The organism is Micromonospora sp. R311, assembly GCF_056780015.1.
Genome location: NZ_JBSWCE010000028.1, coordinates 31,815 through 54,404, shown reverse-complemented (window position 1 = coordinate 54,404; position 22,590 = coordinate 31,815). Strand labels below are relative to the sequence as shown.

The 22,590-nt window shown below is 74.6% G+C and carries 19 protein-coding genes and 1 riboswitch; of the genes, 12 read left to right on the top strand and 7 right to left on the bottom strand.

Going from position 1 to position 22,590, the window contains the following annotated elements:
* The first annotated feature begins 70 nt into the window (after window positions 1-70).
* The 8 genes from AC1WTP_RS23225 to AC1WTP_RS23190 all read left to right on the top strand — a co-directional run bounded on the left by AC1WTP_RS23225 (window position 71) and on the right by AC1WTP_RS23190 (window position 8,392).
* On the top strand, window positions 71-895 hold the full coding sequence (locus AC1WTP_RS23225; RefSeq protein ID WP_481651383.1) for a carbon-nitrogen hydrolase family protein: 825 nt from the start codon (window positions 71-73) through the stop codon (window positions 893-895).
* A 120-nt stretch (window positions 896-1,015) separates the two neighbouring features.
* A complete protein-coding gene (locus AC1WTP_RS23220) occupies window positions 1,016-2,053 on the top strand; it encodes a DUF222 domain-containing protein (protein ID WP_481651434.1) in 1,038 nt (345 codons plus the stop codon).
* Between the two features lie 15 nt (window positions 2,054-2,068).
* Window positions 2,069-2,263, top strand: a complete 195-nt coding sequence (locus AC1WTP_RS23215) for an HNH endonuclease signature motif containing protein (RefSeq protein ID WP_481651433.1) — start codon at window positions 2,069-2,071, stop codon at window positions 2,261-2,263.
* A gap of 505 nt (window positions 2,264-2,768) precedes the next feature.
* A complete protein-coding gene (locus AC1WTP_RS23210; RefSeq protein WP_481651382.1) occupies window positions 2,769-4,829 on the top strand; it encodes a HelD family protein in 2,061 nt (686 codons plus the stop codon).
* A 159-nt stretch (window positions 4,830-4,988) separates the two neighbouring features.
* A complete protein-coding gene (locus tag AC1WTP_RS23205) occupies window positions 4,989-5,930 on the top strand; it encodes an ABC transporter ATP-binding protein (protein WP_481651381.1) in 942 nt (313 codons plus the stop codon).
* 13 nt (window positions 5,931-5,943) lie between these two features.
* Window positions 5,944-6,681, top strand: coding sequence for an ABC transporter permease (locus AC1WTP_RS23200; protein WP_481651380.1), 738 nt, complete (start codon window positions 5,944-5,946; stop codon window positions 6,679-6,681).
* A 97-nt stretch (window positions 6,682-6,778) separates the two neighbouring features.
* Window positions 6,779-7,555 carry a VOC family protein gene (locus AC1WTP_RS23195; protein WP_481651379.1) on the top strand — a complete coding sequence of 259 codons (777 nt, stop codon included), beginning with the start codon at window positions 6,779-6,781 and terminating at the stop codon, window positions 7,553-7,555.
* A gap of 69 nt (window positions 7,556-7,624) precedes the next feature.
* Window positions 7,625-8,392 (top strand): VOC family protein, encoded by a 768-nt coding sequence (locus AC1WTP_RS23190; protein ID WP_481651378.1) that lies wholly within the window; start codon window positions 7,625-7,627, stop codon window positions 8,390-8,392.
* Here the strand turns inward: AC1WTP_RS23190 and AC1WTP_RS23185 are convergent.
* The 4 genes from AC1WTP_RS23185 to AC1WTP_RS23170 form a co-directional block, all read right to left on the bottom strand.
* Window positions 8,340-9,179: an ABC transporter ATP-binding protein gene (locus AC1WTP_RS23185; RefSeq protein WP_481651377.1), complete on the bottom strand. Its 840-nt coding sequence runs from the start codon at window positions 9,177-9,179 to the stop codon at window positions 8,340-8,342. The genes AC1WTP_RS23190 and AC1WTP_RS23185 overlap by 53 nt on opposite strands.
* The gene (locus AC1WTP_RS23180) at window positions 9,176-10,261 is read right to left on the bottom strand and encodes a FecCD family ABC transporter permease (protein WP_481651376.1); all 1,086 of its coding nucleotides are present in this window, start codon (window positions 10,259-10,261) and stop codon (window positions 9,176-9,178) included. The genes AC1WTP_RS23185 and AC1WTP_RS23180 overlap by 4 nt, the downstream gene beginning before the upstream one ends.
* Window positions 10,262-10,292: 31 nt before the next feature.
* A complete protein-coding gene (locus tag AC1WTP_RS23175) occupies window positions 10,293-11,234 on the bottom strand; it encodes an ABC transporter substrate-binding protein (protein ID WP_481651375.1) in 942 nt (313 codons plus the stop codon).
* 110 nt (window positions 11,235-11,344) lie between these two features.
* Window positions 11,345-11,437, bottom strand: a riboswitch (cobalamin riboswitch).
* Between the two features lie 189 nt (window positions 11,438-11,626).
* Window positions 11,627-13,513, bottom strand: a complete 1,887-nt coding sequence (locus AC1WTP_RS23170; protein WP_481651374.1) for a M14 family metallopeptidase — start codon at window positions 13,511-13,513, stop codon at window positions 11,627-11,629.
* 213 nt (window positions 13,514-13,726) lie between these two features.
* On the opposite strand from AC1WTP_RS23170, the gene AC1WTP_RS23165 reads away from it, so the two are divergent.
* Window positions 13,727-15,079 (top strand): peptidase C39 family protein, encoded by a 1,353-nt coding sequence (locus AC1WTP_RS23165; protein ID WP_481651373.1) that lies wholly within the window; start codon window positions 13,727-13,729, stop codon window positions 15,077-15,079.
* 103 nt (window positions 15,080-15,182) lie between these two features.
* Here AC1WTP_RS23165 and AC1WTP_RS23160 read toward each other — a convergent pair whose 3' ends face one another.
* From AC1WTP_RS23160 to mqnE, 3 genes are all read right to left on the bottom strand, one after another.
* Window positions 15,183-15,470: a DUF4229 domain-containing protein gene (locus tag AC1WTP_RS23160; protein ID WP_481651372.1), complete on the bottom strand. Its 288-nt coding sequence runs from the start codon at window positions 15,468-15,470 to the stop codon at window positions 15,183-15,185.
* A 102-nt stretch (window positions 15,471-15,572) separates the two neighbouring features.
* Complete coding sequence (locus AC1WTP_RS23155; protein ID WP_481651371.1) at window positions 15,573-15,995, bottom strand: hypothetical protein; 423 nt, start codon at window positions 15,993-15,995, stop codon at window positions 15,573-15,575.
* A gap of 71 nt (window positions 15,996-16,066) precedes the next feature.
* Window positions 16,067-17,236 carry an aminofutalosine synthase MqnE gene (gene mqnE, locus AC1WTP_RS23150; protein ID WP_481651370.1) on the bottom strand — a complete coding sequence of 390 codons (1,170 nt, stop codon included), beginning with the start codon at window positions 17,234-17,236 and terminating at the stop codon, window positions 16,067-16,069.
* Window positions 17,237-17,475: 239 nt separating this feature from the next.
* Between mqnE and AC1WTP_RS23145 the strand changes: the two genes are divergently transcribed.
* From AC1WTP_RS23145 to AC1WTP_RS23135, 3 genes are all read left to right on the top strand, one after another.
* Window positions 17,476-19,032: a C40 family peptidase gene (locus AC1WTP_RS23145; RefSeq protein ID WP_481651369.1), complete on the top strand. Its 1,557-nt coding sequence runs from the start codon at window positions 17,476-17,478 to the stop codon at window positions 19,030-19,032.
* A gap of 160 nt (window positions 19,033-19,192) precedes the next feature.
* Window positions 19,193-20,545 (top strand): hypothetical protein, encoded by a 1,353-nt coding sequence (locus tag AC1WTP_RS23140; RefSeq protein WP_481651368.1) that lies wholly within the window; start codon window positions 19,193-19,195, stop codon window positions 20,543-20,545.
* Between the two features lie 198 nt (window positions 20,546-20,743).
* Window positions 20,744-22,528: a DEAD/DEAH box helicase gene (locus tag AC1WTP_RS23135; protein WP_481651367.1), complete on the top strand. Its 1,785-nt coding sequence runs from the start codon at window positions 20,744-20,746 to the stop codon at window positions 22,526-22,528.
* Window positions 22,529-22,590: the final 62 nt, after the last annotated feature.

The window sequence follows — 22,590 nt, the reverse complement described above, 5'->3', positions numbered from 1 at the left end:
GCCGCACCACCGCCCCACGCACCCTGGTGCCGCGACGAGCCACGACCGGCCGGGCCGGGAGGACGGTGACATGAAGACGACCGTGACCATCGGCCAGGTCCCGACCGGCTGGGACATCGACGCGAATCTCGCCTCGATCGAGCAGGTGGTGGGCCACGCCCGGCCCAACGACCTCGTGCTGCTGCCCGAGGGCGCCCTCTCCGGGTACGCCCCGGATCTGGCACCGCTCGCCACGCTCGACCGGGCGCGCCTCGCCGGGGCCGTCGAGACGGTTGCCGAACTGGCCCGGCACCGGGGCGTCCACCTCTTCTGCGGATCACTGCTGCCCGAGGACGGCGCCTGGTGGAACGTGGCCCTGCACTTCACCCCGTCCGGCGAGCGGTGGGCGTACCGCAAGATAAACCTGGCGGTGAAGGAGCGCGGGGTGCTCCGGGCCGGAGCCGAGCTGCCCACCCGGCGGGTGTCCCAGCCCTGGGGTGACCTGCTGGTCGGCGTGCAGATCTGCCGGGAGATCCGCTACCCCGAGCAGTGGCAGCACCTGGCCCGCTCCGGCGCCGCCGCTTTCGTCTTCCTGACCAACGCCGCCAGCCCCGAGGCCGCCGCGGGCGTCTGGCGCAGTCACCTGATCAGCCGTGCCGCCGAGAACCAGCGTTTCGTGTTCGCGGTGAACCTCGCCGACCCGCGCCAACACTGCCCGAGCATGGTCATCTCACCGCGCGGCGAGGTGCTCGCGGAACTGCCGGCCGGTGAGACCGGCACCCTCCGGCTCACCGTCGACCTGGCCGAGGTCTCCGACTGGAGCCTCAGCCAGCAACGACGCGACGTCGTCGACCTGCGGTACGGGCCGGTCGACTCATCGGTCGGCCCGGAGCGAGCGAGCCTCCGCCCCATCTGATCATCGGCGCCCGTGAAGACGAAGACGCCGGAGTAGAAGGCGGCCCGCCGCGGTGGTGCCGCCGGAACGGGTTCACCGCCACCCGAAGTTGTCGTACGGGTGTTCTAGCATTCGGTCGTGATGGCGACGTTGGCGCAGGTCGGCGAGGTGGTCGACAGGTGTGCCGACGCGTCGCCGTGGGCGCTGTCCGACGCCGAGGTGAGGGCGTCGCTCGACGGGGTGCACGTGCTTGAGCAGCGGCTGGCGGCGGTGAAGTTGGGCCTGGTGCGGGAGCTCGACGGTCGCGGTCTGGCCGTCGGCGAGGGTGCGTCGACGACCGCGGTGTGGTTGCGGAAGCGGCTGCGCATCTCGGGCCGCTCGGCCCGCCGCCTGGTCGAACTGGCTGCCACGGTCGACGCCGCTCCGGCGGTGCTGCAGGAGGCCATGCGCGCGGGTGCGGTGACGGTGGAGCAGGGCGCGGTGGTGGCGCAGGCGGTCGTCGCGTTACCGGTCGAGGCGGGCGCGGAGGTGGCCGACAAGGCGGCACACCTGTTGGTCGACTGGGCCGGCCGGTTCGAGCCGGTGATTCTGCGGCGGCTCGGCGAGCGGGTGCTCGCCCACGTCGCTCCCGACCTCGCCGATCGGTCTGAGCTGGCCGCGCTGGACCGAGCCACCGCGCGGGTCGAGGCCCGCCGCCATCTCACCCTCGCCGCCCAGCCCGACGGGCAGGTACGCCTCACCGGCGCCCTCGACGCCGAGACCGCCGCCGTGCTGCGCGCCGCCATCGACCCGCTCACCGCCCCGACCGGCCCGCACGACGACCGAACCCCCGGCCAGCGCCGCGCCGATGCCCTCGCCGAGGTCTGCCGCCTCGCCCTGCGCACCGGCGCCCTGCCCGCCCACGGCGGCGACCGGCCCCAGCTCGTCGTCACGGTGCCCCTCGACCCGCTACGCAACCGCCTCGGCGCCGGCACCCTCGACAGCGGCCTGCGCCTGACCCCCGGCACGGTGCGCCGGCTCGCCTGCGACGCCGCCGTCCTGCCCGCCGTGCTCGGTGGCGACAGCCAACTCCTCGACCTCGGCCGCCAACGCCGCCTCATCACCGGCCCGCTCCGCCGCGCGCTCGCCCTCCGCGACGGCGGCTGCGCCTTCCCCGGCTGCGACCGCCCACCACGCTGATGCGACGGCCACCACATCCAGCACTGGGCTGACGGCGGCCCCACCACCCTCGCCAACGCCGTCCTGCTCTGCGGCCACCACCACCGCCTCGTCCACCAGGGCGAATGGACGGTACGGCTCGCACCCGACGGCCGGCCCGAGTTCCTCCCACCCGCCTGGCTCGACCCCGACCGGCGTCCGCGCCGCAACCTGCTGCACCGAAGACCCTGACCGGGCGCGAAGCCCAGGAGGCAGTGCCCGAATCGTCATGTCGATCGTGCAGCGCGATGCGTGCCGGGAGTACCCCGCGTCGATTTCGGGCCCGGGGGACCGGAGGCTGATCCCCAGGCACCACCGGCGCTAGAGAGAGTTCGACCTGGTTGAGGTCCGAGAACTCGAGTCGGTACGCGACCTGCGCCCCCGGCTCCGCCGGATTTGGGAAATGGTTCACGATCGGGTCGGCGGCGAGCGCCTCGGCCGGAAGGTCGCCGGAGGTCCCCGGCCGATCGTGGGTGGGTCCGGTGGCATGCCCACCTCAGCTCCGGGATCAGCCCGCGTCGCCGCCGGTCAGAGTCGGCGCGTTATTCGGTGGAACGGCCGGGTGCTTGCGCGTAAGCTGGCAGGCCGCTTGACGGCCAGGGTGGGTGGACACCGCATCGGACGTCCCGCGCCGGAGGCCGGCCCATCCGCCTACCGGACACGCGAGCGATCAGCAGATGACCCGAGGGAAATCAGCGTGACCGCACTTGACCTCGACCTCGACACCGACCTGGCCGCGGAGCGTGAGCACCTCGCCACCTCCCGGGCCGCCCTGCGGCGGATGCGGGAACGCGCCGAGGCCCTCTTCGCCAGCGGCGACCAGGTGGCCGGCGACGCGTACGCGGCCGAAACGCTGGGCCGCACCCTGGCCCGCCGGGTCGCCGAACTCGCCGACGACCCGACCACCCCGCTCTTCTTCGGCCGCCTCGACTTCGCCGGCGGCGCCGACCCGGCGACGGCCGGTGGGCAGGTGGATCTCGACCACGCCGGGCGGCGGTACCACGTGGGTCGGCGGCACGTCACCGACGAGCGGGGCGAGCCGCTGGTGCTGGACTGGCGGGCCCCGGTCTCCCGGGCGTTCTACCGGGCCAGCGCGCGGGACCCGCAGGGCCTGGCGGTCCGCCGCCGGTTCGGCTTCAACAACGGCGTGCTGACCAGCTTCGAGGACGAGCACCTGGACCGGGGCGAGGAGCTCGGCATGGCCAGCCGGATCCTGACCGCCGAGATCGAGCGGCCCCGGGTCGGGCCGATGCGCGACATCGTGGCCACCATCCAGCCCGAGCAGGACGAACTGGTCCGGGCGGAGCTGACCGACTCGATCTGCGTCCAGGGCGCGCCGGGCACCGGGAAGACCGCGGTCGGCCTGCACCGGGCCGCGTACCTGCTCTACCTGCACCGGGAACGGCTGCGCCGGGCCGGCGTGCTGATCGTCGGGCCGAACCGGGCCTTCCTGTCGTACATCGCGGCGGTGCTGCCGGCGCTCGGCGAGGTCGAGGTCGCGCAGGCCACCGTGGAGGACCTGGTCGACCGGGTGCCGGTGCGGGCGGTCGACGACCCGGCGGCCGCGATCGTCAAGCACGACGTACGGATGGCCGAGGTGCTCCGCCGGGCGGCGCACGCGCACATCGGCGAGCCGACCGGGCCGATCACCGTTTCCGACGGCTCGTTCCGCTGGCGGATCGGCCTGGAGCCGCTGCACCGGGTGGTCCAGGAGACCCGCCGGGAGGGCCTGCCGCACGCGGTCGGCCGGGAGCGGGTCCGGGCCCGGGTGGTCAGCCTGCTGCAACGGCAGGCCGAGGCGCGGCGGGCCGAGTCGCCGAGCGACGCCTGGCTGCGCCGGACGGGCCGGTGCCGGCCGGTGGTCGACTTCCTCGACGCGGTCTGGCCGGCGCTCACCCCGGACGGGCTGGTGCACTCCCTGTTCGCCGACCCGGCGCGGCTGGCCGCGGTGGCCGACGGCCTGCTCACCCCCGCCGAGCAGGCGCTGCTGACCTGGACGAAGCCGCCGCGCACCGCCAAGGCCACCAAGTGGACCGCCGCCGACGCGGTGCTCGTCGACGAGGCGGCCGGGCTGATCGAACGCCCGACCGGCTTCGGGCACGTGGTGGTCGACGAGGCGCAGGACCTCTCCCCGATGCAGTGCCGGGTGATCGCCCGGCGCAGCGAGCACGGGTCGATCACCCTCCTCGGCGACCTGGCCCAGGGCACCGCGCCGTGGGCCGCCACCGACTGGCGCGAGTCCCTCGCCCACCTGGGCAAGCCGGACGCCACCGTGGTCCCGCTGACGGTCGGCTTCCGGGTGCCCGCCGCCGTGGTCGCGTTCGCCAACCGGCTGCTGCCGGCGCTTGCCGTCGACGTGCCGCCGGCGGAGTCGCTGCGCCGCGACGGTGCGCTGGACGTGCGTACCGTCGGCGACCTGGCCGCGGCGACGGTCGCCGAGGTGCGCGCGGCGCTCGCGCACGAGGGGTCGATCGCGGTGATCGCCGCGGACCACGCGGTCGACGGGCTCCGCGCGGCGCTGGCCGCCGCCGGGGTCGAGACCGCGACGGCCGACGACCCGGCGGCCGGGGCGCGGGTCACCGTGGTGCCGGCCACCCTGGTCAAGGGCCTGGAGTACGACCACGTCGTCGTCGTCGAACCGGCGGCGATCGTGGCCGCCGAACCGCGCGGCCTGCACCGGCTCTACGTGGTGCTCACCCGGGCGGTGTCCCGGCTGTCGGTGCTGCACGCCGCGCCGCTCCCCGCCGAGCTGGGCTGAGCCCCGGCGGGCGAGCCGGTCAGCCCCGGCCGGGGTCAGCCGGTCGCCCGACGGGCTCGACGGCACCGGCACCGGCGGGCAGCCCGGTGGTCGGCGGTTGCGGGGACGGAGTACACCTGAGCCGTACCCGACCGCCATCGGTGCCGCCAGGGAGCCGCCATGATCCTCGCCCGCGCCGTCCAGGCCAGCCGCCGCTACGGCGACGTCCTCGCGCTGGACCGGGTCGACCTCGACGTGCAAGCCGGTGAGCTGGTCGGCCTGCTCGGCCCGAACGGCGCCGGCAAGAGCACTCTGATGAACCTGCTGGTCGGGCTGCGCCGGCCCACCGCCGGCCGGGTCGAGCTCTTCGGCGGCGACCCGCGCGACCCGGCCAGCCGGCAGCGGATCGGGGTCACCCCGCAGGAGACCGGCCTGCCCGGCACGCTGCGCGTCGGCGAGGTGGTCGACTTCGTCTCCGCCCACTACCCCGACCCGGTCCCCCGCGGCGAGCTGCTCGACCGCTTCGGCCTCAGTGGGCTGGCCCGGCGGCAGACCGGTGGCCTCTCCGGCGGGCAGCGGCGCCGGCTCGCGGTGGCGCTCGCCTTCGTCGGCCGGCCCCGGCTGGTACTGCTCGACGAGCCGACCACCGGCCTGGACGTGGAGGCCCGGCACACCCTCTGGGACGCCGTCCGGGCGTTCCACGACGGCGGCGGCACGGTCCTGCTCTCCAGCCACTACCTGGAGGAGGTCGAGGCGCTGGCCCGCCGGGTGGTGGTGATCGGGCACGGCCGGGTGCTCGCCGACGACACGGTGGCGGCGGTACGCGGCATCGTGGGCGTACGCCGGGTGAGCCTGGTCGCCGACGCGCTGCCCGCGCTGCCCGGCGTGGTCCGCACCGAACGGGTCGACGGGCGCACCCACCTGCTCACCACCGACGCCGACCAGCTGGTGCGGGACCTGGTCACGACCGGGGTGGCCTTCGAAGAGCTGGAGGTCCGGCCCACCTCGCTGGAGGAGGCGTTCCTCGCCATCACCGCGACCGGGGACGGGGCGACGGCCGAGGGCGAGCCGCCGACCGCGGACGGCCGGCCCGTCGCCGCCCGACCGACCACCACCGTCTGAGGAGGCGACCGGAGTGCAGCTCGCCCTGATCCACGCCCGCTACCAGCTGCTGGAGATCGTCCGGATCCCGGTGGCGGTGTTCGGCAGCGCGTTCTTCCCGGCCGCCGCGATGCTCTTCTTCGTGGTGCCGTTCGCCGGGAAGGACCCGGTCGCGGCCACCTTCGCGACCGCCTCGATGGTCACCTTCTCGGTGATGAGCGCCAACATCTTCCAGTACGGCGTCGGCGTGGCGGAGGACCGCGACCAGCCGTGGAACCCGTACACCCGGACCCTGCCGGCGGGGCCGGCGCCGCGCTTCGCCGGCCGGGTGCTGGCCGGCCTCGCGCTCACCTACCTGTCGCTGGTGCCGGTGGTGGTGATCGGCGCGACGCTCACGCAGGCGCGGATCACCGCGCCGGCGTTCCTGCTCGCCCTGGTCACCGTCGCGCTGGTGTCGGTGCCGTCCACGCTGATGGGGCTCGCCATCGGCTACTCGCTGCCGAGCAAGGCGGCGATCGTGGTAGCGCAGGTGGTCTTCTTCCCGCTCGCCTTCGGCGGCGGCCTGCTCACCGCCCCGGACCAGGCGCCCGGCTTCATCGAGGCGATCGCGCCGTACCTGCCGACCCGGGGCGCGGTGGAGCTGATGTGGACGGCGGTCGGCGACTACCCGCTGAACCCGCTGTCGATGGTCATGCTCGGCGTCTGGGTGGTGCTGCTCGCCACCCTGGCCGGCTGGGCGTACAAGCGGGACGAGGGTCGCCGGTTCAGCTGACCTTTCCTCGGATTCCGCCCCGGACGGCCCGGCGGCGGTGCCACGATGCCGGCAGGGGCGTGCCGGCCGTGGCCGCCCCGGGCCGAGAGGGGTCGACGTGAGCAGCGTCCCGCCGGGCACGCCCTGCTGGGCCGACCTGGCCACCCCGGGCCTCGACGACGCGCGGCGCTTCTATCCGGAACTGTTCGGCTGGACCGGCCGGGTGGCTCCGGAGCCCGAGGCGGGCGGCTACACGGTCTTCCTGCTCGGCGGCCGGGCGGTGGCCGGCGCCGGTCCCCCGGCCGTCCCCGAGCAGGTGCCGATCTGGTCGACGTACGTGGCGACCGACGACGCCGACCTGGTGGCCGGCCGCGTCGAGCGGGCCGGCGGGCAGGTGGTGGTGCCCCCGTTCGAGGTCTTCGACCGGGGGCGGATGGCGGTCTTCGCCGACCCGGCCGGCGCCACCTTCAGCGTGTGGCAGCCGCTGGCGATGCCCGGTGCCGAGGTGTTCAACACCCCCGGCGCGATGGCCTGGAACGAGCTGGTCACCCCCGACCCGGAGGGCGCGAAGGTCTTCTACGAGCTGGTCTTCGGCTGGCGCCCGGACGACCAGCCGATGGGACCGGTCACCTACACCGGCTGGCGGCTCGGCGCGCAGATCGTGGCGGGGATGATGCCGCCGCTCGGCGACGACTTTCCGGCGGACTCGCCCGCCTACTGGTCGGTGTACTTCGCGGTGGCCGACGCGGACGCGGCGGCCGCCCGTGCCGCCGAGCTGGGCGGCACCATCCTGGTCCCGCCCCAGGACATCCCGGCCGGCCGCTTCGCCGCCCTCCGCGACCCGCAGGGCGCCCTCTTCAACGTCATCACCCTCGCCAGCCCCGATGTCGGCTGACGGCCGCCGGCGGTGCGGCCGCCATCCCGCCCAGGACCGCCCACGAGCAGAGGAAGCCGAGCCGAAGCCATGACGGACATTCCACCGGGGGCGCCCGCCTGGGTCGACCTGGTCACCACCGACCTCGCCGGCGCGACCCGCTTCTACGCGCCGCTGTTCGGCTGGGCCGTCGCCGAGGCGGACCGGGAACCCCCGGCCGACGGTCACCTCGTCTTCCATCAGCAGGGCAGACCGGTGGCCGGTGCCGGACCGGGGGCGGGCCCGCAACGGCCGCCCGCCTGGACGCCCTACCTGGCGACCGACGACGCCGCCGGGGCCGGCCGGCGGGTGACCGCCGCCGGCGGCCGGATCCTGACCGAGCCGTCCGACGTCACCGGCTCCCGGCGGACGGCGCTCTTCGCCGATCCGGCCGGGGCGTCGTTCGGGGTGTGGCAGTCGCTGGGCATGCCGGGAGCCGAGGTGTTCGACGTACCCGGCTCGCTGACCTGGGCCGAGCTGACCACGCGGGAGTCGGACCGGGCGAAGGAGTTCTACGGGTCGGTCTTCGGTTGGACGGCGGACGACCAACCGATGGGGCCGATCACCTACACCACCTGGCAGCTGGACGGTCGCCCCGTCGCCGGGATGATGCCCATGATCGGCGATGACTGGGGTGACCTGCCGTCCCACTGGATGGTGTACTTCGCGGTCACCGACACCGACCGGGTCGTCGCCGAGGCGCTGCGGACGGGCGCGACGCTCGCCGTCCAGCCGACGGATCTGACGCGGGGCCGGTTCGCCGTGCTCACCGATCCACAGGGGGCGTTCTTCTCGATCCTCGGGACCACTCCGCCCTGACCGGCCGCGGCTCCGGCCGCACCGGCACCACCAGCGGCCCGTGCTCGCCGTCGACCACCCGCACGCTGGCCCGGTAGTGCTCGGCGAGGAGTTGCTCGGTGAGCACCTCGCGGGGAGTGCCGTTGGCGACCACCCGGCCGTCGGCGAGCAGCACGAGCCGGTCGGCGTACTCACCGGCGACGGAGAGGTCGTGCATGGTGGCCAGGACGGTGAGGCCGTGCGCCCGGCGCAGCTGGTCGACCAGCTCCAGCACCTCCTGCTGGTGGCCGATGTCCAGCGCGCTGGTCGGCTCGTCGAGCAGCAGCAGGGTGGCGCCCTGGGCCAGCGCCCGGGCCAGGAAGACCCGCTGCCGCTCGCCGCCGGAGAGGGTGGCCAGCTCCCGGTCGTGGAAGCCGGCGAGGTCCAGCCGGTCCAGCACGTCGTGGGCGGCGGCCAGGTCGGCGGCCGACTCCCGGCCCAGCGGCGGGATGTAGGGGGTGCGGCCGAGCAGCACGTAGTCCAGCACCGGCATGCCGGGCGGCACGACCGGGGACTGGGCCACGGTGGCCACCACCCGGGCCCGGTCCCGGCGGCGCATCGACTCGCTCGGCGTACCGAAGAGGGAGATGGCGCCCGGCGCGGGCAGCAGGCCGCCGACGGCGCGCAGCAGGGTGGACTTCCCGGCGCCGTTCGGGCCGATCACGGTGACCCACTCGCCGGCGGCGACGGTCAGGTCGACCCCGGCCAGGATCGGCGCGCCGCCCAGGCGGACGCGCAGGTCCCGTACCACGACGGCCGGGGCGCTCATCCGACCATCCGCCGGGTGGTGTGCAGCACCAGCACGAAGAACGGGCCGCCGAGCAGCGCGGTGACCACCCCGATCGGGACCTCGGCGGGGGCGGCGGCGGTCCGGGCCACCACGTCGGTCAGCGCCAGGAAGGCGCCGCCGAAGAGCAGCGAGAGCGGCAGGATCACCCGGTAGCTCGACCCGGCGAGCAGCCGTACGGTGTGCGGCACGATGATCCCGACGAAGCCGATCAGGCCGGAGGCGGAGACCGCGGCGGCGGTGCCGAGCGAGGCGGCGGCGATCAGCAGGTAGCGGGAGCGCTGCGGGTGCAGCCCGAGGCTGGTCGCCTCGTCGTCGCCGACGGAGAGCACGTCGAGTTCCCGGCGGTGCAGCAGCACCACGACGGCGGTCAGCAGGAAGTACGGCAGGACCAGCCGGACGTCGTGCCAGCCGGCGGTGGCCAGCCGGCCGAGCAACCAGGCGTAGACCTGCTGGATGCTGTCGGAGTTGCGTTGCAGCAGGTAGGTCTGCCCGGCGGAGAGGAACGCGGAGACGGCCACCCCGGCCAGGATCAGGGTGGCCGGGGAGCGGCCGCGGCCGCCGGCGGCGCCGAGCAGGTAGGTCATCGCCACCGCGCCGATCGAGCCGACGAACGCGGCCAGCGGGATGGTCGGCGGCAGCCCGGTCAGCGCGCCGCCCGCACCCACCCCGAGGGTGATCACGGCGGTGACCGCCAGGCCGGCCCCGGCCGCCACCCCGAGCAGGTACGGGTCGGCCAGCGGGTTGCGGAAGACCCCCTGGTAGGCGGCGCCGGCCAGGGCGAGCAGCCCGCCGACCAGCAGACCGAGCACCACCCGGGGCAGCCGCAGCTCGGTGACGATGGCGATCTCCCGCTCGGTCAGCCCGCTGTCGATGCGTACCCCGGGGATGAGGTTGAGCAACTCGGCCGCGACGCTGCCCGGCGGCAGGCTGACCGGGCCGAGCGACACCCCCGCGACCAGGGCGACCAGCACCGCGACCAGGCCGGCGACGAGCCAGCGCGGTCGCAGCCCGGCGGGCCGGGACGCGCGGGGCGTCCCGGCCGGCCGGGTGGGTGGTGCCATGACGGCGGCCCTGGTCATCGCCGGGTGCGGGTCACGCCTGGGCCTTGGCGACCGCGTCGATGATGGCCCGGAGCAGGTCCACCACGCGGGGGCCCCAGCGCGAGGCGATGTCGTCGTCCAGCCCGACGACCTGGTTGTTCTTGACCGCGGTGATCCCGGCCCAGCCGGCGCGGGCCTTGACCGTCTCGGCGCTCTGCTGGCAGCACTTGGTGTCGGCGAGGAAGACGAAGTCCGGGTCCGCCTTGACGATCACCTCCTGGGACAGCTGCGGGTAGCCGCCGTTCTTGCCGTCGGCGTCGGCCGGGTCGGCGATGTTCGCAAGGCCCGCCATCGCGTAGAGCGAGCCGATGAAGGTCTTGCTGGTCGCGGTGTACAGCTCCGGGCCGAGCTCGTGGTAGTAGGTCAGCTTCTCGGCGCGCTGCGGCAGGCCGGCGACCAGCTTGGCGATGTCGTCCTTCATCCGCTTGGTGACGTCGGCGGCCTCGGCCGGGTGGCCGGTGAGCGCGCCCAGGTCGGTGATCTGCCGGTACGAGTCGTCGAGCGTGGTCGCCGCCCGGGTGATGTAGACCGGGATCTTCAGCGTGCCGAGCTGCTCGACGATCTTGTTCCGGTCGTCGGAGAGCACCACCAGGTCGGGGCTCTTGCCGGCGATCGCCTCGGCGTTCGGCGAGAAGCCGGAGAGGTCGGTCTTCGGCGCGTCCGGCGGGTAGTTCGAATTGTCGTCGACGGCGGTGACCTGCGGGCCGGCGCCGATCGCGTAGAGCATCTCGGTGGCCGACGCGGAGAGCGACACGATCTTCTCGGGCCGCTTCTCCAGCGTGAGCTCGCCGACGGTGACCGGGTAGGCGGAAGTGCCGGCGCTGCTGCTGCCGCCGGCGGCGGGCGTGTCGGAGGTCTTCTCGGCGCAGGCGCCGAGGGCGAGCGCGGCGACCGCGAGGGTCGCGGCGAAGAGCCGGGGGATACGTCTGGACATCTGTCCTCCTGTCGGTCGAGGAGCGTGGTGCTTCGCCGACAGGGACCCCGTGCGCCCGTCCGCGAGGCGCCCTTCCTCGAGAGCGCGGGTCGCGACCGCTCCGCAGGCGACCTGGCTCGTCCACCGCGCGTCGGACACCGGCCGGGGCCGGCGACGCCGCACGGGGCATCACAGTTGCGGGACAGCGCCGGTTTCGCACCGGCTTCGCTGCGGGATGGTCGGTAAGACCGTAGCGCACCGCCCGGACGTGCTCATCCGCCGACGGACCGATCGCCGCCGGCCGGCCGTCCGGCCCGCGCTGGCGCGGGTCACCGGCGGCCGTCCGGCGGCGATATGTCCTCGAACGGGCTGGTGGGTGGGGCCCCGTCGGGGGCGGAACGGGGCCCCACCGGTCAGGAGCTGGTGATGGTGACGTTGTCCACAGCCGCCTCGACCAGGCTCGCGCCCGAGGCGTCCGCCGCCTCGACCAGGATCCGCACCGACTGCCCGGCGTACGGCGTGAGGTTCAGGTTCGCCACCGCCCAGGCGCCGTTGCGGTTGGTGGCCGCCCCGGACTGGGTGAGCAGGGCGGTGGTGCCGCCGCTGTGCACCACGCTGACCCGGAGGTAGTCCGCCGACGAGGCGTTCGACCCGTGCGCCAGGTACCAGGCCAGCGAGAGGGTCAGCGTGCCCGTGGAGGGCAGGGTCACCGCCGGCGACCGGGCGCTGGTCACCCCGCCGTCGACGTCGTAGTCACCCGCGCCGACGCCGGCCAGCCGGCCGGTGACCAGGTCGTTGCTGCCGGCGTACGGGGTGAGCTGCTTGGCGCCGCTGGACGTGGTCGCCTGCGCGGCGCCCCGCTCCCAGGCGCCGCGGGTCGCGGTGTCGGTGCCGTTCGGGTTGGTCGTCCAGCCGGTCGCGGTCTCGAAGGTGTCCGACCACACCGTGGTGCCGCCGCCACCGCCGCAGTACTGCGCCTGCTTGCCGATCACCCGGTACGGGCAGTCGGCGTACTCGCTGAGCAGCAGCACCGCCTCCCGGTTGCGCGAGGTCTCCCGCGGGATCACCTCGTCGGGCGGGTAGAAGCCGCCCCCGGTCGCCGAACCCGGGTACATCTCGAAGGTGTACGCCCAGATGCCGTGGGTGCCCCACATCCAGTCGATGCTGTCGCCGTCGGTGATGTAGAGGTCGCTGGACTGCTGCGGGGTGTAGCCGTTGGTGTTCGCCATCTGCTGGCCCAGGGTGGCGAAGGTGTTGTACTGGTCCGTCGTCATCCCGGGGGCGGTGTTGTTGTACGTGTAGCCGAACGGCCAGAGCACCAGCTGCGAGTAGGTGTGGAAGTCGATGTTGGCCTTGATCTGCTGCACGCCGCCGACCACCCGGCTGCTGACGAAGTCGCGCAGCGCCCGGGTCTCCGGCGCGGAGAACGCCGACGGGCCGCGGTAGGTGTCCGACGAGGTGGAGCCGGACGACCCGCCGCAGCAGCCCCACTGGTAGGACCAGTTGCGGTTCAGGTCGGTGCCCACGTAGGACGAGCCGCTGTTCGGCTGCCGGTTCTTCCGCCAGGAGCGGTAGGAGCCGGTGGCGATGTCGTACTCGCTGCCGTCCGGGTTGACCGTCGGCACGATCCAGATCTCCCGGCTGTTGACGATGCTGGTCACCCGGGAGTCGGAGCCGTAGCTGTCGGTGAAGAGGTTGAGCAGGTAGATCGCCATCTCGACGGTGAGGTGCTCACGGGCGTGCTGCTGGGAGTTGAAGAGGATCTCCGGCTCGGCCTCGTCGGTGCCGACGTTGTCGGAGATCTTCACCGCCATCAGGTCGCGGCCCTCGTACGAGCTGCCGATGCTGATCTTCCGGGCGATGGCCGGGTGGTCCGCGACCACCTGGTTCACCACGGCGGTCAGCTCGGCGTAGTCGTGGTAGTTCGAGTCGGCCGGCGGGAAGGCGGTGGTGCCGACGTCCCCCTCGGCGTGGCTGTGGCCGTGGCCCTCGGCGGACGGGGCGGGGACCGCCTCCAGCCGGAAGCCGAGCCGGGTGATGGCGGCCGCCTCGGCCGGCGTGGCCGAGACGTTGAGCACGCCGTGCTCGACGTAGTCGATCGCGGCGCCGGTGCCGGCGACCGCGGTGCGGTCGGCCACCGTACGCGGGCCGAGCACCCGGTAGGACGCGGCGGCCGGTCCGGCGTCGCGGTCCGGGGCCGGCCGCGCGGTGGCCGGTGCGGCGGCGACGGTGAGCAGTCCGAGCCCGGTGGCGACGGCGAGCGCCAGCCGGCGGCGGAGGGTTGAGGTGCGGAAGGCCATGGACAACCTCCTCGGAGGGCGGGAGATCCCGCTCGGTGGGGGACACTCCACCACCAGTCACATGGTCATATCAATATTCATCGCTGTTTGGTCCATGCCAGCCTGATCCTCACACCGGCAAGGATTTTCCATCTGTCGACCTATGGCGAAACTTCCTTGCGAGCGGGAGACTGACCGGCAACGATGCCCCACCTCCTTCCCTGTGGAGTAGCGATGCCCAGACCACGTCTATCCGCGGCCGTCCTCGCCGGCGTCACCGCGCTCGCCCTCCTCGGCACGACGGCACCCGTCGGCGCCACGCCGGTCGCGGCCCCGGCCGGCCAGCCGGTGGTGCACGACGAGCAGATCACCTTCCACGAGTGGTCGCGGTACCCCGACTGGCGTCGGGGCACCCACGCCGGCACCCGGGCCGTGCCCGGCGCCCACCCGGGCCTCACCCTGGCCCGGCCGGCCGGCACCACCGCCTACACCGATCCGCACACCGGGACCACCCGGACCTGGGAGTACGCCACCTGGACCGCCCCGCTGACCCAGGTCGGGTTCGACGCCACCGAGTTGATCGCCTCGTGGAACGCGGACACCCCGGCCGGCACCTGGATCCAGGTCGAGCTGCAGGGCACGTACAACACCGGCGGCCAGACCCCGTGGTACGTCATGGGCCGCTGGGCCGAGGGCGACGCCGACATCAAGCGCACCAGCGTGAACCGGCAGGGCGACCCCTGGTCGACCATCTGGACCGACACCTTCAGCATCGACGACGCCGCGGCCGGCGTGCTGCTGCGCGCGTACCAGCTGCGGGTCACCCTCTACCGGGCGCCCGGCCAGCACGCCGCACCGGTGGTCCACACGCTCGGCGCGATGAGCTCCACCGTGCCGGACCGGTTCACCGTCGCCCCGAGCCCCGGCGGGATCGCCTGGGGCATCGAGCTTCCCGTGCCGCGCTACTCGCAGAACGTCCACAGCGGCCACTACCCCGAGTACGACGGTGGCGGCCAGGCCTGGTGCTCCCCCACCTCCACCACGATGGTGATCGAGTACTGGGGGCGGAAGGCGTCCGAGGAGGACACCGCCTGGGTCGACCCGACCTATCCGGACCCGACGGTCAACCACGCCGCCCGGATGGTCTACGACTACGCCTACGACGGCGCCGGCAACTGGCCGTTCAACACCGCGTACGCCGCCAGCTTCCCCGGCCTGGAGGGGCGGGTCACCCGCCTGCACTCGCTGGACGAGCTGGAGCGCTTCATCGCCGCCGGCATCCCGGTGGTGACCAGCCAGTCCTTCCTCGCCAGCGAGCTGGACGGGGCGAACTACGGCACCTCGGGGCACCTCTTCGTGGTGGTCGGCTTCACCGCCGACGGCGACGTGATCGTCAACGACCCCGCCTCCTCCAGCAACGACGTGGTCCGCAACGTCTACTCCCGTGAGCAGTTCGAGCAGATCTGGCTGCGGACCAAGCGGATCAACGCCAGCGGCGGGGTGTCCGGCGGCTCCGGCGGCGTGGTCTACCTGATCAAGCCGGAACGCCTCCCCTGGCCGAACGTCCCCGGCTCCACCAACTGGTGAGCTGACCCGCCGGCCCCGCCCCGGCGGGGCCGGCGCTCACCCGGCGACGACCAGGAGGTCCGCGTCAGCCCGGGCCCGTCCCCGGGTGGCGCGAACCTCCCGCTCACTTCGAGTCGGGGCGCTCGCCGGAGTCGTCCGGGGCGGGCTGGTCATCGCCGGCGAGGGCCGCGCGGAGACGTTCCTTCTCGGCCCGGCGGCGCTCGGCGGCGGCGGCCATCTCCTCCGCCATCTCGTCGCGCCAGCCGCGCAGCAGGAAGAAGGAGGCCGCGGCGGAGAAGGCGAGCGCCAGCATCAGCTTCAGGAAGACGTTCATGTCGACCAGCCAGAGCGCCGCCAGCACGACGACGAACAGGCCGATCCGGGCCAGCGTGTACTTGACCGCCGCGCTCACGGCGTCACCTCGGTTCGCGACCGCGGGGCTGGCAGACCCGGCGCACTCCTCGCGCTCACTCTTCCACTCCGTTCTCCACCGCCGGGACCACCGGCGGAAGCCTCAGCCCGTCCGACGGGCCAGCCAGCGCACGCCCGGGAACCACACCACCGCGTAGCCGAGCGTGAATGCGGTCGCGGCCAGCGCGCCGGACGCCAACGGCGGCAGACCGGCGACCAGGCCGGCCACCACCAGCCCGGCGACCACCCCGACCGCGGCGGCCAGCAGCGCCGCCACCACCCGTGCGGCGCCGAACGCCCACGCCCGGAAATCGTCCCAGAACAGCCAGGCCGGCAGGATCACCGCCAGCCAGCCGTTGGCCCGGCCGAAGTCGCCGCCGCCGACCAGGGCGAACACCCAGTCGAAGAGCACCAGCGCCAGCACGCCGATGACCAGGCCGGCCAGGCTCACCCCGAGCAGGTCACCCAGGGTACGGATGCGGCCCTCGGCGTCACGCCGCGGGAACCCGCTCTGCTGCTCGGTCATCGCCTACGAGGGTACGTGCCGGCCCGGAGACCGTCGGGAGACCCCGCTGCCGGGGGTGTCCCGACGGTCTCTCAGGCCCAGACCCGCTGCGGCTCGGCGCGGCGCTCGGCCAGCGACGGCGCGGTGTCGTACTCGCGGACCACCGCGTAGCGGGTGTTCCGCTCCACCGGCCGGAAGCCGGCGTCCCAGATCAGGTGCAGCAGGTCGTCCCGGTGCATCGTGTTCGGGGTGCCGTACGCGTCCGCGTCGTGGGTGATCTTGTATTCGACCACCGAGCCGTCCAGGTCGTCGACGCCGAAGTTGAGCGAGAGCTGGGCGACCGACAGCCCGTGCATCACCCAGAAGCACTTCACGTGCGGGACGTTGTCGAACAGCAGCCGGGAGACCGCGAACGTCTTCAGCGACTCGGCCGGGGAGGCCATCGTCGTCCGGGCCTGGATCCGGTTGCGGATCTTGCCGTCCGCCGAGTCGACGAAGTCGTGCTGGTAGCGCAGCGGGATGAAGACCACGAAGCCGCCGGTCTCGTCTTGCAGCTCGCGCAGCCGCAGCACGTGGTCGACCCGGTGCCGGGGCTCCTCGATGTGCCCGTAGAGCATGGTCGACGGGGTCTTCATGCCCTTCGCGTGGGCCAGCCGGTGGATCCGCGACCAGTCCTCCCAGTGGCAGGCGTGGTCGACGATGTGCTGCCGGACCTCCCAGTCGAAGATCTCCGCGCCGCCGCCGGTCAGCGACTCCAGGCCGGCGTCCATCAGCTCGTCGAGGATCTCGTCGGCGCCCAGCCCGCTGATCTTCTCGAACCACTGCACCTCGGTCGCCGTGAACGCCTTGAGCTTGACGTTCGGCAGCGCGGCCTTCAACTCGCGCAGCACCTTGGGGTAGTAGCGCCAGGGCAGCGTGGGGTGCAGGCCGTTGACGATGTGCAGCTCGGTGAGCTGCTCGTCCTCCATCTCCTTGGCCTTGCGGACCGCCTCGTCGATGCGCATCGTGTAGGCGTCCTTCTCGCCCGGCTTGCGCTGGAACGAGCAGTAGGCGCAGGAGGCGGAGCAGACGTTGGTCAGGTTCAGGTGCCGGTTGACGTTGAACATGACCCGGTCGCCGTTGAGCTCGGTACGCCGGTGGTGCGCCAACCGCCCCAGCCAGACCAGGTCGTCGCTGGAGTAGAGGGCGATGCCGTCCTCCCGGGTCAGCCGCTCCCCGGCGTACACCTTCGCTTCGAGCTCCCGCTTGAGTCCGGCGTCCATCGAAAGCCACGTCCCTTCCACCTGCAGGTCGGGATCGAGCCTACGTCGCCCCCGCCGGCGGTCTCCGGCACGGTCGGCGCGGGTGCCCGCGCTCACCGAACTCTCAGCCTGCCGTTACCTGGCGACGCATCGACATCGCTGTCTCCGTGCGGTAAGACAGGGAGGGACGCGACACACACTGGTAGCGTCCGCACGGCCGCGCCCACCGAGCGTGGCGGCAGCACCGGACGGGGAGCGGAATGGTCGACAGCGGGCGCGGGCGGCGACACGGACGACGGCGGCCGGTGATCTCGCCGGTGCTACGCCCGGCGCTCTGGTCCGCCCTGCTCGGCGCCGTCGCCGCCACGGTGCTGGCCAGCCCGTCCTACGCGGAGCCCGCGCTGCCCACCAGCGTCCCCGACACCGGCGCCCGCCCCACCTACAGCGGTTCGCTGCTACTGCCCGGCGGCGCGCCGGTCCCCGGCCTGTCCGGCACTCCCGGCGCGCCGGTGTCCAACGTGGGCAACGGCCCCCTGGCCAGCGCGATCTACGCGGCCGAGGTGCGGGTCGGCCAGCTCGGTGACCAGTTGCTGCTGCTGCGGCAGAAGCGCACCGAGGCGGACGGCCAGCTGGCCATGGCCAAGCGCGACCTCGACCTCGCCCGGGACGCGCTCGCCCGGGCGCAGCAGGGCGCGGACGCCGCCGCGGCCGACGCACTCAAGGCCGCCGCGGCCCTGCCGCCGGGCGGGTTCGCCTCCGACCTGCACGACCTCAACCGGCTCTCCCGGATCACCCGGGGGGAGAAGGCCGAGGGTGGCACCACCGCCGCCGACGGCGAGCTGTCCCGGGCCCGCACCGGCGAGCAGGTGGCCTACCAGGCATGGCTGGCGGCCGACTCCCGGGCCCGCGGCGCCCAGCAGGAGTACGCCAGCACCGAGCAGGCCCTCCGCGCCGAGGAGACCAAGCTGCTCAAGCTGCGCAAGGACAACGCCGCGCAGCTGATCGAGATCGAGAAGCAGCAGGAGGCGGCCGAGCAGCGGCTCGGTGCCGGCTACCTCGCCAACGAGACCGTCAACGGGCTGGCCGCGCACCCGATGGCGCTGGCCGCGGTGGCGTACGCCAAGGCACAGCTCGGTGACCCCTACCTCTGGGCGGCCGAGGGACCGGACCGGTTCGACTGCTCCGGGCTGATGTGGGCCGCGTACCGCTCGGCGGGCTACCGCGCCCTGCCCCGGGTCTCCCGCGACCAGTACTACGCGACCCGCTCCCGGACGGTGGCCCGCACCGCGCTCCTCCCTGGCGACCTGCTTTTCTTCGCCTCGGGCAGCAGCTGGACGAGCATCCACCACGTGGGGATGTACATCGGCGGCGGCAAGATGATCCACGCGCCGACCACCGGCGACGTCGTCAAGATCTCCACGGTCCGCTGGTCCCGGCTCTACGCGGCCACCCGGGTGATCGGTGCGGTGCCCGCCCCGGCCACCCAGTCTCCGACCCCGGCACCCACCCCGACCCAGACCCAGGTCCCGACGCCGACGCCGACGCCGACGCAGACCACCAGCCCCAAGCCCACGCAGTCGCCCACGCAGTCGCCCACGCCGAAGCCGACCGGCACGACGAGCCCGTCCCCGACCGGGACCGCCTCGCCGACGCCTACCGGCACCACCTCGCCGAGCCCGACCGACTCCCCGTCCCCGACGCCCACCACCGCCGCGACCACCTCGGCCCCGGCCAGCAGCAGCGCGGCGGCCAGCAGCAGCGCCGAGGCCAGCAGCAGCGCGGCGAGCGATTCAGGGAGCCCGAGCGCGGGTAGCTGACGCGGCAGCGGGCCGGCCGGCGTCTTCCGGCGCCGGGCGCGTACCGACGCGGAACGGACTCCGGCTGTGCGGCCGGGTCGGAATGTGGCACGGTGACAATCAGGCACGCCCGGACCGTCGCCGCGGACCCGGGTGCGAGCGTGGCGCGGAGGGCGAGCACATGGCCGATCAGCAGATTCCGGCGGAGCCGGACGACGACGCGCCGCGCCCGGCCGACCGGGCCGAGGTGACGGCTCGGGAGTCGGCCGAGCCGCCCGCCGTCCGGCCGTCCCCCGCCGACCCCGGGCCGACCACCGACCGGTCCGGCACGGCCGAGGACACGGATCGAGCCGCCGTTGAGACGGCCGAGGCGGCCCCCACCGAGCCGGCCCCCGCTGTGGCCGGGTCGGCGCCCGTGAAGGCCGAGCCAGCCGCTGCCGACGAGGCCGAGCCGGCCGCCGCCGAGAAGGCCGCCGCCGTGAAGACCGAGGCGGCCCCGGCCGCCGGACGGCCAGGCACGCCGGGCGGGGGTGCACCGGACACGGCCGATCCGGTCGGCGCCGGGGCGCTGTCCGGTGGCGCCGCCCGGGCGAGCGCCCGGGTGAGCGTCGCGGATGCCGTCTCCCCGGCGGGCGGCGGGGCGCCGCCGCCCGCGGCCGCCGCCACCACCTACCGGGCCACCGCCTTGGCCGCCCCCGCCCTTCCGGGCCAGCGCACCGGGGCCGCGGCCCGGGCCAGCGCCGCCGTCCCCGGCATGAGCCGGATCTCGGCCGACGAGGCCGAATCGGCCGCCGACGGCCGCGCCGGCGCGGCGACGGTCTACCGGGCCGGACCGGTCAACCCGGAGCCACCCGAGCCCGCCCAGCCGCCGGAGCCGGCCCAGCCGCCGAAGCCGCCCACTCCCGAGCCGGAACCGGCGCCCGCACCCGTGCCGCCCGTGCCCGGGCCGAAGCCGCCCGCGCCCTCCCCGCCCGTGCCACGCCCGACGCCGCCGACCCCCGGGCCCTACCCGCCCGGCCCGGTGCCGCCGAAGCCGGGGCCCACCCCGCCCGGCCCGGTGCCGCCGCTGCCCGGGCCGCCGGCGCCACCGCCCGGCCCGCCGGTGCCGCCGCCTCCGCCGCCGCCCGGGCCGACGCCGGCCCCGCCGTTCCCGCCACCGCCGGCCACCTCCGCCGCGCCGGGACCGCCAGCGGTCTTCACCGCCCGGGCGTCCGCGACCGCACCCGGCCAGCCCGGCCGGTACGGCGGCGGGCGGGACCTGGCCGGCACGGTCTACAGCGCCAGCACCGAGGGACCGGGCTTCGCCACGGTCTCCTTCCCGGCCGGCAACCCGCTGGAGAACTCGGGCTCGCTGACCGGGCACATCCTGGCCCAGGGCTGGGCCGACTCCCCGGCCGCCGAGCGGTCCAGCACCACCCGGGTGGTGATCGTCCTGGCCGCCTCGCTGGGCCTGCTGGTGGCGATCAGCGTGCTGGTCGTACTGCTCGCCAACGATGCCATGGACGGGTTGGTGGGCGGCGTCCTGAACGGCTGACCCGGACGGCGGCGGCGATGGTGAGCCCGCCCACTACGGCTCCGCGCCGCCGTGCGGACCGGCCGCGCCGCCGTAGACTTGTGGAGATCACTGACCCGGCGCGCGTCGTGCGCGCCCATGGGCGATCTTGCGGGCGATTCGGCGGCGTTCAGCCGCGACCGGCCATCGCGAAGATGCGCCCCGCTCGAAAGGCATTTCTTGACCACCTTTGCTGATCCCAGCACGTTTCCGTCCGCCTTCGACACCCTCAACGGCAAGACCCCGGAGCAGGCCGCCGCGGTGACCGCCGCCGAGCAGGCCGCCGAGCCGGTCGACGCCACCCCGGCCCCCGACTTCGCCGCGCTGGGGCTGCCCCAGCCGCTGGTCCGCGCGCTGACCCGGCAGGGCATCACCACCCCGTTCGAGATCCAGAGCGCCACCGTGCCGGACGCGCTCGCCGGCCGGGACGTCCTCGGCCGGGGCCAGACCGGCTCCGGCAAGACCCTCGCCTTCGGCCTGCCACTGCTCGCCCGGGTCGCCGCCGGCGAGCGGGCCCGGCCGCTGCACCCGAGGGCCCTGGTCCTGGTGCCGACCCGGGAACTGGCCATGCAGGTCAACGACGCGCTGCTGCCGCTCGGCAAGGCGGTCGGGGTGTTCCTCAAGACCGCTGTCGGCGGCGTGCCGTACGACCGGCAGATCGACGCCCTCCGGCGCGGCGTGGAGATCGTCGTGGCCACCCCCGGGCGGCTCGGCGACCTGATCGACCGGGGTGTCTGCCGCCTCGACGATGTCGAGGTCACCGTGCTCGACGAGGCCGACCAGATGGCCGACATGGGCTTCCTGCCGGAGGTCACCGAACTGCTCGCCAAGACCCCGGCCGGCACCCAGCGGCTGCTCTTCTCGGCCACCCTGGACGGTGACGTCGACGCGCTGGTCAAGCGGTTCATGACCGACCCGGTCACCCACTCGACCGCGCCGTCCACCGCGTCGGTCTCCACCATGGACCACCACCTGCTGCTGATCCCGCCGCACGACAAGTTCCCGGTGGCGGCGTCGATCGCGGCCCGCGAGGGCCGGACGATGGTCTTCGCCCGCACCCAGCTGGGCGTGGACCGGCTGGTCGAGCAGCTGGCGGCGGTGGGCGTACGGGCCGGCGGGCTGCACGGCGGCAAGACCCAGCGGATGCGTACCCGCACCCTGGCCGAGTTCCGCGAGGGCCGGATGAACGTGCTGGTCGCCACGGACGTGGCGGCCCGGGGCATCCACGTGGACGGGGTGTCGCTGGTGCTGCACGTCGACCCGCCCAAGGACCCGAAGGACTACCTGCACCGGGCCGGGCGCACCGCCCGGGCCGGCGAGTCGGGCGCGGTGGCCACCCTGGTCCTGCCCAAGCAGCGCCGGACCACCCTCGCCATGCTGGAGAAGGCCGGCGTGGAGCCGGCGCAGACCCGGGTGCGGGCCGGCGACCCGGCGCTCGCCGAGCTGACCGGCGCCCGCGAGCCGAGCGGCGTGCCGGTGCGCAACGAGCCCGAGGAGCCGCGCCGGCACGGCGACCGGCCCGGCGGCCCGCGCCGCTACGGCGACCGGCCTCAGGGCGAGCGCCGCTACGGCGACCGGCCGCAAGGCGAGCGCCGCTACGGGGACCGGCCGCACGGCGACCGCCGCTACGGGGACCGGCCGACCGACAGCCGCACCTACGGCGACCGGCCCCAGGGCGAGCGCCGCTACGGCGACCGGCCTCAGGGCGACCGCCGCTACGCCGACCGGCCGACCGACAGCCGCACCTACAGCGACCGGCCCCAGGGCGACCGCCGCTACGCCGACCGGCCGACCGACAGCCGCACCTACGGCGACCGGCCCCAGGGCGAGCGCCGCTACGGGGACCGCCCGCAGGGCGAGCGGCGCTTCGGGGACCGGGGCGGGTTCCGGCCGGAGGGCCGGGGCCGGGACGACCGGCCGCGCGACGACCGGCGGGGCGGCCGGCCGGCGGCGCGTACCCACTGACCCGGACGACGGACCATGGACGCCGTCGCGGAGCTCCGGCTCCGCGGCGGCGTTTCCGCATG

Bases quoted from the DNA above. Each gene is read 5' to 3' on its own strand.
- AC1WTP_RS23145 (WP_481651369.1), top strand. From the start codon at position 17,476: ATGGTCGACAGCGGGCGCGGGCGGCGACACGGACGACGGCGGCCGGTG.
- AC1WTP_RS23205 (WP_481651381.1), top strand. From the start codon at position 4,989: ATGATCCTCGCCCGCGCCGTCCAGGCCAGCCGCCGCTACGGCGACGTC.
- AC1WTP_RS23155 (WP_481651371.1), bottom strand. From the start codon at position 15,995: ATGACCGAGCAGCAGAGCGGGTTCCCGCGGCGTGACGCCGAGGGCCGC.
- AC1WTP_RS23140 (WP_481651368.1), top strand. From the start codon at position 19,193: ATGGCCGATCAGCAGATTCCGGCGGAGCCGGACGACGACGCGCCGCGC.
- AC1WTP_RS23170 (WP_481651374.1), bottom strand. From the start codon at position 13,513: ATGGCCTTCCGCACCTCAACCCTCCGCCGCCGGCTGGCGCTCGCCGTC.
- AC1WTP_RS23165 (WP_481651373.1), top strand. From the start codon at position 13,727: ATGCCCAGACCACGTCTATCCGCGGCCGTCCTCGCCGGCGTCACCGCG.
- AC1WTP_RS23225 (WP_481651383.1), top strand. From the start codon at position 71: ATGAAGACGACCGTGACCATCGGCCAGGTCCCGACCGGCTGGGACATC.
- AC1WTP_RS23180 (WP_481651376.1), bottom strand. From the start codon at position 10,261: ATGGCACCACCCACCCGGCCGGCCGGGACGCCCCGCGCGTCCCGGCCC.
- AC1WTP_RS23175 (WP_481651375.1), bottom strand. From the start codon at position 11,234: ATGTCCAGACGTATCCCCCGGCTCTTCGCCGCGACCCTCGCGGTCGCC.
- AC1WTP_RS23220 (WP_481651434.1), top strand. From the start codon at position 1,016: ATGGCGACGTTGGCGCAGGTCGGCGAGGTGGTCGACAGGTGTGCCGAC.
- AC1WTP_RS23185 (WP_481651377.1), bottom strand. From the start codon at position 9,179: ATGAGCGCCCCGGCCGTCGTGGTACGGGACCTGCGCGTCCGCCTGGGC.
- mqnE (WP_481651370.1), bottom strand. From the start codon at position 17,236: ATGGACGCCGGACTCAAGCGGGAGCTCGAAGCGAAGGTGTACGCCGGG.
- AC1WTP_RS23190 (WP_481651378.1), top strand. From the start codon at position 7,625: ATGACGGACATTCCACCGGGGGCGCCCGCCTGGGTCGACCTGGTCACC.